The following is a 669-nucleotide window of genomic DNA, read 5'->3' on the forward strand; positions in this document are numbered from 1 at the left end:
CTACAGGGGTCTGGGCGCACCCTCGGCGTCGGCCAACCCGCTCGACTTCGCGGCGCTGATCGGCGCCCGCGTGAGCGTCGACGAGGCGGATCGGGGGGAGCAGCCTTTCGCGCTCTACCCCGGAGCCTTCAGGTTTTCTCCCATCACCGGCAAGGCACTGCCCGAACCGGCCCGCGCCCATCGGGATGCATGGCTGCCGCCCTTCGGCGGCGACAGTTCCGCGGCCGACAAGCCGCAAGGCCTGCGGATGACGGACGCGCGCCTGGCGCTGAGGAGGACGCTGTCCGTGGACTCCGTTGCGGACCATCAGATGGCGATGCCTCCCGCGGGAAACTATCAGTTCCTGGTGAGCGCGTTCGAGACCTGCGAGTCCAGGTTGTTCGCGCTGGAGTTTTCGCGCGGACTCATCTACCACTGGCTGCCGCACTCCGAGAGCTGGAAGGAGATCTACTCCAGCGGAGACGAGATGCTCGGCGAGAGCTCTCTCGGCGACAACGCCTGGGGCATGGCGGCGCAGGACCTCCAGGGGCCCACCAGGATCTACATGCCCACCGACGACGGGCTGGCCATCATCACCATCAACCTGATCGCGCGGACCTACGAATCGCGCACCGTCGGCACCTGCTGCGTGGGCGCGCCCGTCATGTGGCGAGGCAAGGTCTATGTGCC

The 669-nt window shown here is 67.7% G+C and carries 1 protein-coding gene; it reads left to right on the forward strand.

Annotated features, from left to right (window positions below):
- Window positions 1-669: hypothetical protein (locus tag AC1DTN_RS38000; RefSeq protein WP_477925314.1), on the forward strand; the 669-nt coding region annotated here is incomplete at both ends.

Source organism: Rhizobium sp. 01T444, assembly GCF_056398305.1.